At 61.1% G+C, this 8,590-nt stretch carries 6 protein-coding genes; all 6 read right to left on the reverse strand.

Annotation, left to right across the window (positions count from 1 at the left end):
* Positions 1-156 precede the first annotated feature (156 nt).
* Genes fabI through ACE04F_RS08415 form a run of 6 tightly spaced genes read right to left on the reverse strand, consistent with a single transcriptional unit; the run spans position 157 to position 8,364 of the window.
* On the reverse strand, positions 157-951 hold the full coding sequence (gene fabI, locus ACE04F_RS08390; protein WP_003202751.1) for an enoyl-ACP reductase FabI: 795 nt from the start codon (positions 949-951) through the stop codon (positions 157-159).
* Between the two features lie 19 nt (positions 952-970).
* Positions 971-2,581: an ABC transporter ATP-binding protein gene (locus ACE04F_RS08395; protein WP_486105803.1), complete on the reverse strand. Its 1,611-nt coding sequence runs from the start codon at positions 2,579-2,581 to the stop codon at positions 971-973.
* Between the two features lies 1 nt (position 2,582).
* Positions 2,583-3,602: an ABC transporter permease gene (locus ACE04F_RS08400; protein WP_305500432.1), complete on the reverse strand. Its 1,020-nt coding sequence runs from the start codon at positions 3,600-3,602 to the stop codon at positions 2,583-2,585.
* A gap of 1 nt (position 3,603) precedes the next feature.
* The gene (locus ACE04F_RS08405) at positions 3,604-4,677 is read right to left on the reverse strand and encodes a microcin C ABC transporter permease YejB (RefSeq protein WP_486105805.1); all 1,074 of its coding nucleotides are present in this window, start codon (positions 4,675-4,677) and stop codon (positions 3,604-3,606) included.
* Between the two features lie 4 nt (positions 4,678-4,681).
* Positions 4,682-6,535: an extracellular solute-binding protein gene (locus ACE04F_RS08410; protein WP_486105807.1), complete on the reverse strand. Its 1,854-nt coding sequence runs from the start codon at positions 6,533-6,535 to the stop codon at positions 4,682-4,684.
* Positions 6,532-8,364 (reverse strand): extracellular solute-binding protein, encoded by a 1,833-nt coding sequence (locus ACE04F_RS08415; protein ID WP_486105809.1) that lies wholly within the window; start codon positions 8,362-8,364, stop codon positions 6,532-6,534. Before ACE04F_RS08415 ends, ACE04F_RS08410 begins: the two co-directional genes overlap by 4 nt.
* Between the last annotated feature and the right edge of the window lie 226 nt (positions 8,365-8,590).

The raw sequence follows: 8,590 nt of genomic DNA on the forward strand, positions 1-8,590 counted from the left end.
GAGCCTGCTCGCGAAGAGGCCAGCCCATTCAGCATCTACAGCGACTGACCCACCGCCTTCGCGAGCAGACTCGCTCCACGGGTGATTTTGCAGGGCATAACAAAACGCCGCTTGGCCTTTCCAGGGCAAGCGGCGTTTCTATTGCAGCGTGGAAGATTACTCTTCGATATTGCCCATCGCGGTGGTGTTGAAGCCGCCGTCCACGTACATGATTTCACCGCTGATGCCCGACGCCAGGTCCGAGCACAGGAAGGCGCCGGCGTTGCCGACTTCTTCAATGGTGACGTTGCGACGCAGCGGGGTTTGCGCTTCGTTGGCGGCCAGCATCTTGCGGAAGTTCTTGATGCCGGAAGCGGCGAGGGTGCGGATCGGGCCGGCCGATACGCAGTTCACGCGGGTGCCGTCCGGGCCCAGGGAGCCGGCCAGGTAGCGAACGCCAGCTTCCAGGGAGGCCTTGGCCATGCCCATGACGTTGTAGTTCGGCATGGTGCGCTCGGCACCCAGGTACGACAGGGTCAACAGGCTGCCGTTGCGGCCTTTCATCATCTCGCGACCGGCCTTGGCCAGGGCCACGAAGCTGTAGGCGCTGATGTCGTGGGCAATGCGGAAACCTTCGCGGGTGGTGGCTTCGGTGAAGTCGCCGTCCAGCTGGTCGCCCGGGGCGAAGCCCACGGAGTGCACGATGCAGTCCAGGCCATCCCACTTCTTGCTCAATTCTTCGAAGACCTTGGCGATTTCTTCATCGCTGGCCACGTCGCACGGGAAGCACAGCTCAGGGCTCGAACCCCAGCCTTGCGCGAACTCTTCGACACGACCCTTGAGTTTGTCGTTCTGATAAGTGAAGGCAAGCTCAGCGCCCTCGCGATGCATGGCGGCAGCGATGCCGGATGCGATGGACAGCTTGCTGGCGACACCGACGATCAGTACGCGCTTACCGGCGAGAAAACCCATGTGTTGCTCCTCTTTCAGGTTATTCGGCAGTTGTCGGGGCCAGGAAAGCGGCCTCCAGCAACTGCTGTGTATAGGGGTGCTGCGGCGCGGCGAATATGCTGCGGGCATCACCTTGTTCGACCACTTGGCCATGCTTGACCACCATCAGCTGGTGGCTCAGCGCTTTGACGACAGCCAGGTCATGGCTGATAAACAGGTACGTCAGGTTGTACTTGGTTTGCAGCGACCGCAACAGCTCCACCACCTGGCGTTGCACGGTACGGTCCAGGGCCGACGTTGGTTCGTCCAGCAGAATCAACGCCGGCTTGAGCACCAGGGCCCGGGCAATGGCGATGCGCTGCCGTTGCCCTCCGGAAAATTCGTGGGGGTAGCGGTTCCGGGTTTCCGGGTCCAGGCCTACCTCCTTCAATGCCGCGATTATCGCTTGTTCCTGTTCGGCTGCGGTGCCGATCTTGTGGATCCGCAGCCCTTCGCCAACGATCTGGCTTACACACATCCGCGGGCTCAGGCTGCCGAACGGGTCCTGAAACACCACTTGCATCTCCCGGCGCAACGGCCGGACCTGCTGCTGCGACAGGCTGTCGAGCTGCTTGCCCTCGAAGCGGATCCCGCCCTGGCTGCCGATCAACCGCAGGATCGCCAGCCCCAGCGTGGATTTACCCGACCCGCTTTCGCCGACGATGCCCAGGGTCTGGCCCTGGGGCAGGCTGAAGCGGATCCCATCCACGGCCTTGATGTAATCCACCGTGCGCTTGAACAGGCCTTTCTTGATCGGGAACCAGACTTTCAGGTCCTCGACCTCCAGCAGCGGCGGGCCGACCACGTTGGTCGCCGGGTTGCCGCTGGGCTCGGCGGCCAGCAATTCCCGAGTGTACGGATGTTGCGGCGCGCGGAACAACTCTGCGCACGATGCCTGTTCGACGATGCAACCACGCTGCATGACACATACGCGATGCGCAATTCTTCGCACCAGGTTCAAATCGTGGCTGATCAGCAGCAGCGACATGCCCAGACGCGCCTGCAAATCCTTGAGCAGATCGAGGATTTTCAGCTGCACGGTGACGTCCAGCGCGGTGGTCGGTTCGTCGGCTATGAGCAATTCCGGCTCATTGGCCAGGGCCATGGCGATCATCACCCGCTGACGCTGGCCGCCGGACAGTTCGTGGGGCAACGCCTTGAGCCGTTTGTGCGGTTCGGGGATGCCAACCAGTTCCAGCAGCTCAAGGGAGCGCCGGGTGGCGACCTTGCCGGTCAGGCCCTTGTGGATGCCGAGCACTTCATTGAGCTGTTTTTCAATGCAGTGCAACGGGTTCAGGGAGGTCATCGGCTCTTGGAAAATCATCGCGATCCGGTTGCCCCGGATATGGCGGATGGTCTTTTCCTTGAGGCCCAGCAGATTCTGGCCGGCGTACTGGATGGTCCCGGTCGGGTGGTGGGCCAGCGGGTAGGGCAGCAAGCGCAGGATCGAATGGGCCGTCACCGATTTGCCCGAGCCGCTTTCACCCACCAGAGCCAGGGTTTCGCCGCGCTTGATGTCGAAGCTGACGCCCTCGACCACGCGCTGGCGGCGTTCGCCAACGATGAATTCCACCGCCAGGTCGCGGACTTCGATCAGATTGTCCTGATTCATTTCATTTCCTCGGATCGAAGGCATCGCGAGCGGACTCGCCGATGAACACCAACAGGCTCAGCATGATCGCCAGCACGGCGAATGCGCTGATGCCCAGCCAGGGCGCCTGCAGGTTGGACTTGCCCTGGGCCACCAGCTCGCCGAGGGATGGCGCGCCGGCCGGCAGACCGAAACCGAGGAAATCCAAGGCGGTGAGGGTGCCGATGGCGCCAGTGAGGATGAACGGCATGAAGGTCATGGTCGAGACCATGGCGTTGGGCAGGATATGGCGGAACATGATCGCGCCATTTTGCATGCCCAGCGCCCGCGCGGCGCGCACGTATTCGAGGTTGCGCCCGCGCAGGAACTCAGCGCGCACCACATCCACCAGACTCATCCAAGAAAACAGCAGCATGATGCCCAGCAGCCACCAGAAGTTCGGCTGGACGAAGCTGGCGAGGATGATCAGCAGGTAGAGCACTGGTAGCCCGGACCAGATTTCCAGGAAGCGCTGGCCGGCCAGGTCTACCCAGCCGCCATAGAAGCCCTGCAACGCACCGGCGATCACCCCGATGATCGAACTGAGCACCGTCAACGTGAGCGCGAACAGCACCGAAATGCGGAATCCGTATATCACCCGCGCCAGCACATCGCGGCCCTGGTCGTCGGTGCCGAGCCAGTTCACCGAGGAGGGCGGCGCCGGGGCCGGGACTTTCAAGTCGTAGTTGATGCTCTGGTAGCTGAACGGAATCGGTGCCCACACCACCCAGGCATCCTTGGCGGCCAGCAGTTCGCGGATATACGGGCTCTTGTAGTTGGCCTCCAGCGGGAATTCGCCGCCGAACGTGGTTTCCGGGTAGCGCTTGAGGGCCGGGAAATACCAACCGTCGTCATAGTGCACCACCAGCGGCTTGTCGTTGGCGATAAGCTCGGCGCCCAGGCTGAGCACGAACAAGAACAGGAACAGCCACAACGACCACCAGCCACGTTTGTTGGCCTTGAACAGTTCGAAACGGCGGCGATTGAGAGGGGAGAGGTTCATCTCAATGCTCCCGGCTTTCGAAGTCGATACGCGGATCGACGAAGGTATAGGTCAGGTCGCCGATCAGTTTCACTACCAGCCCCAGCAGGGTAAAGATGAACAGTGTGCCGAAGACCACCGGATAATCGCGGTTGATGGCGGCTTCGAAGCTCATCAACCCGAGGCCGTCGAGGGAGAAGATCACTTCCACCAGCAACGAGCCGGTAAAGAAAATCCCGATGAACGCCGAAGGGAAACCGGCAATCACCAGCAGCATGGCGTTGCGAAATACATGCCCGTAGAGCACCCGGCTGCGCGTCAGCCCCTTGGCCTTGGCGGTGACCACGTACTGTTTGTTGATTTCATCGAGGAAGCTGTTTTTGGTCAGCAGGGTCATGGTGGCGAAGTTACCGATCACCAGCGCGGTGACAGGCAAGGCCAGGTGCCAGAAATAATCGAGGATCTTGCCGCCCAGGCTCAGTTCTTCGAAATTGTTCGACGTCAGCCCCCGTAATGGAAACCAGTCGAAATAACTGCCGCCGGCAAACACCACGATCAGCAGGATGGCGAACAGGAACGACGGGATCGCATAACCGACGATGATCGCCGAGCTGGTCCACACGTCGAAGTGGCTGCCGTGCCGCGTCGCCTTGGCAATCCCCAGCGGGATCGACACCAGGTACATGATCAGCGTGCTCCACAGCCCGAGGGAGATCGACACCGGCATCTTTTCCTTGATCAGGTCGATGACCTTGGCGTCGCGGAAAAAGCTGTCGCCAAAGTCCAGGCGGGCGTAGTTCTTGATCATGATCCACAGGCGTTCGGGGGCCGACTTGTCGAAGCCGTACATGCGCTCGATTTCCTTGACCAGGGCCGGATCCAGGCCTTGGGCGCCGCGGTAGGACGAGCCGGCCACCGACACTTCCGCGCCGCCGCCGGCGATGCGGCTGGTAGCGCCTTCGAAACCTTCGAGCTTGGCGATCATCTGTTCCACCGGCCCACCGGGCGCGGCCTGGATGATCACGAAGTTGATCAGCAGGATGCCGAACAGGGTCGGGATGATGAGCAGCAGGCGCCGAAAAATATAAGCCAGCATCGGGTTACTCCACGCTCACAGGGGCGGCGACTTGCTGCTCGATCACTTGTTTTTCCACTTCGTCGGCCGGTTTGACGTCCGGCTTCACCCACCATGTGGTGGTGCCGATGTCGTAGGTCGGGGTGACTTTCGGGTGGCCGATATGGTTCCAGTAGGCCACGCGCCAGGTCTTGATGTGCCAGTTCGGGATCACGTAGTAGCCCCACTGCAGCACCCGGTCCAGCGCCCGGGCATGAGCCACCAGGCTCTTGCGTGAATCGGCGTTGATCAACTGCTCTACCAACTGATCGACGGCCGGGTCCTTCAGGCCCATGGTATTGCGGCTGCCCGGCTTGTCCGCGGCAGCCGACATCCAGAACTCGCGCTGCTCGTTACCCGGTGAACTGGACTGCGGGAAGCTGCCCACCACCAGATCGAAGTCCCGGGAGCGCACGCGGTTGATGTACTGGGACACGTCGACGCGGCGAATCACCAGCTCGATTCCCAGGTCGCTCAGGTTGCGCTTGAAGGGCAGCAGCACCCGCTCGAATTCGGTCTGGGCCAGGAGGAATTCCAGCACCACCGGTTTGCCCTGGGCGTCGACCATCTTGTCATCGACGATGCGCCAGCCGGCCTCTTGCAGCAATTGATAGGCCTTGCGCTGCTGGTCGCGGATCATGCCGCTGCCATCGCAGACCGTTGGCTGGAAGGTTTCGGTGAAGACCTGTTCCGGAATCTTGCCGCGCAGCGGTTCGAGAATCTTCAATTCGTCTTCGCCGGGCAGGCCGGTCGCGGCCATTTCCGAGTTCTCGAAATAGCTGCGGGTGCGGGCGTAGGCACCGTGGAACAACTGCTTGTTGGTCCATTCGAAGTCCAGCAACAGGCTCAACGCCTGGCGCACCCGCACGTCCTGGAAGATCGGGCGGCGCAGGTTGTAGACAAAACCCTGCATGCCGGTGGGGTTGCCGTTGGGGATCTGTTCCTTGATCAGGCGGCCTTCGCTGACGGCGGGAATGTTGTAGGCGTTGGCCCAGTTCTTGGCGGCCATCTCCAGCCAGAAATCGAATTGCCCGGCTTTCAACGCCTCTACGGCCACGGTGTTGTCGCGGTAGTAATCGGTGGTCAGGACGTCGAAATTGTAGAAACCGCGATTGACCGCCAAGTCCTTGCCCCAGTAATCCTTGACGCGCTCGTAGCGGATCGAACGCCCCGCCTTCACGTCGGTGACCCGGTAGGGGCCGCTGCCGAGGGGGATCTCCAGATTGCCCTTGTTGAAGTCGCGGTTGGCCCACCAGTGCTTGGGCAATACCGGCAATTGGCCGAGGATCAGCGGCAGTTCGCGGTTATTGGTGTGCTTGAACTTGAACAGGACCTTGAGCGGCGTCTCGGCGACGACTTCGGCGACATCGTTGTAGTAGCCGCGAAACATCGGGGCGCCGTCCCTGGTCAGGGTCTCGAAGCTGAACACGACGTCTTCGGCGCGCACCGGATGACCGTCGTTGAAGCGCGCTTCGGGGCGTAGGTAGAAGCGCACCCAGCCATTGTCCGGGGCCTTCTCGATCTTTTCGGCGATCAGGCCGTACTCGGTAAAGGGCTCGTCGAGGCCTTGCTTGGCCAGGGTGTCGTAGATCAGGCCGATATCGTCGGCCGGTACGCCTTTGCTGATAAACGGGTTGAGGCTGTCGAAGCCGCCAAACCCGCCCTGGCGGAATATTCCGCCCTTGGGAGCATCCGGGTTCACGTAATCGAAATGCTTGAAATCGGCCGGGTACTTCGGCGGCTCGTTGTACAACGTCAAGGCGTGCTGCGGCGCGGCACAGGCCAGTCCGGCGAATAACAGACCGCCGGCCTGCAGAAGCAGGGCGCGTAAAGGCTTCATTGATCTTTCTCCGAAGATTTCAGCCACCATGCGCTCAGGCCCAGGGTGTAGGGCGGCGTAGTGACGAAAGCGAACCGGTTGCGGTACGCCAGGCGATGATAATTGAGATACCAGTTGGGAATGCAGTAATGCTGCCAGAGCAGCACGCGGTCCAGGGCCTTGCCGGCGGCGACCTGTTCGTCGCGAGTCTGGGCGGCGAGCAGCTTCTCCAGCAGGTGATCGACGACGGGGTTGGCAATGCCCGCATAATTTTTACTGCCTTTGATCCCGACCTGGCTGGAATGGAAATACTGCCATTGTTCAAGGCCCGGGCTGAGGGTCTGGCTCAGGGTCAGCAGGATCATGTCGAAATCGAACTGGTCCAGGCGCTGCTTGTACTGAGCGCGGTCCACCGTGCGCAGACGGGCCTGGACGCCGATGCTGGCGAGGTTTTCGACATAAGGCTGGAGGATGCGCTCCAGATTCGGGTTCACCAACAGGATTTCAAAGCGCAAGGGCTGCTTGTCGGCGTTCAGCAAGTGTTGGCCGTGAAGGGTCCATCCGGCTTCCTTCAACAGGCCCAAGGCCCTGCGCAAGGTCTCGCGCGGTATGCCGCGACCGTCGGTGCGAGGCAGGCTGAAGGGTTCGGTCAGCAGTCGCGGCGGCAATTGCTCACGATACGGTTTGAGCAGCAGCCATTCGTGGCCCACGGGCAGGCCCGTGGCAGAAAATTCACTGTTGGGGTAATAGCTGAGAGTGCGTTTGTAGGCACCGCTGAATAACGTGCGGTTGGTCCATTCGAAATCGAACATCAATCCCAGGGCTTCGCGTACCTTGACCTCGGCGAAGGTGCTGCGCCGGGTGTTCATGAACAGACCCTGGGTCTGGGTCGGAATCTGGTGGGGAATCTGCGCCTTGATCACATCGCCACGGTTGATCGCCGGGAAGTTGTAGCCGTTGGCCCAGTTCTTGGCCTGGTGTTCAATGTAGATATCGAATTCACCGGCCTTGAACGCTTCGAAGGCGACCTCGCTGTCGCGGTAGAACTCGACGAGCATACGGTCGTAATTGTATTTGCCGCGATTGACCGGCAGGTCCTTGCCCCAGTAGTCCTTGACCCGTTCGAAGACCAACTGGCGACCGGGCTGCACCTTGGTGATGCGGTAAGGGCCGCTGCCCAGGGGAGGCTCGAAGGTGGTCGCCTTGAAGTCGCGGTCTTTCCAGTAGTGCTGGGGCAGCACCGGCAGTTCCCCGAGGCGCAGGATCAGCAAGGGATTGCCCGCACGCTTGAATACAAAGCGGATTTTCAGCGGATTGAGGATATCGACCCGCAGCACTTCCTGCAGGTTGGTGCGGTATTGCGGATGACCTTCCTTGAGCAGCGTCTTATAAGAAAACGCTACGTCATAGGCGGTGATCGGCACGCCGTCATGGAACCGCGCCTCCGGCCGCAGGTTGAACACCACCCAGCTACGGTCCTCGCTGTATTCCACGGATCGGGCGATCAGGCCGTAGCTCGACGTCGGTTCGTCGCCGGACGGTGCGTACTGGCCGGTGCCAACCATCAACGGCTCGTTCAATTCATTGATGCCGTATTGCAGGAAATTTGCCGTGGAGACCGGGCTGCTGCCCTTGAAGGTATACGGATTGAGTGTGTCGAAGGTGCCAAATGCCATGACCCGCAACGTACCGCCCTTGGGCGCTTGCGGGTTGACCCAGTCGAAGTGGGTGAATCTGGCCGGGTACTTGAGCGTGCCGAACTGCGCATAGCCATGGCTTTCGCTGATGGTGGCGCCGGCGGGGTAGCTCAAGGCCAGGCTGATCAGGAACAGGAGGAGGGGACGTATCAAGTCTGAGATCCGATCCAGGCGGCTTGGGCTGTTATGGCCTGTACAGTAACAGCTTGTATCGGCAGGAAAAAGGCGCGGGCTAAAAGCGCTGGATTACCTGGATCCGTGCCGAGAGTGCCTTTGTGGTGAGGGAGCTTGCTCCCGCTGGGTTGCGAAGCAATCCCCGAACCTGGCACCTCGGTGCGACAGGTGAATTGAGTCGCTGCTTTTGGGGCTGCTGTGCAGC

The sequence above is a fragment of the Pseudomonas sp. AGC41 genome, assembly GCF_057334555.1.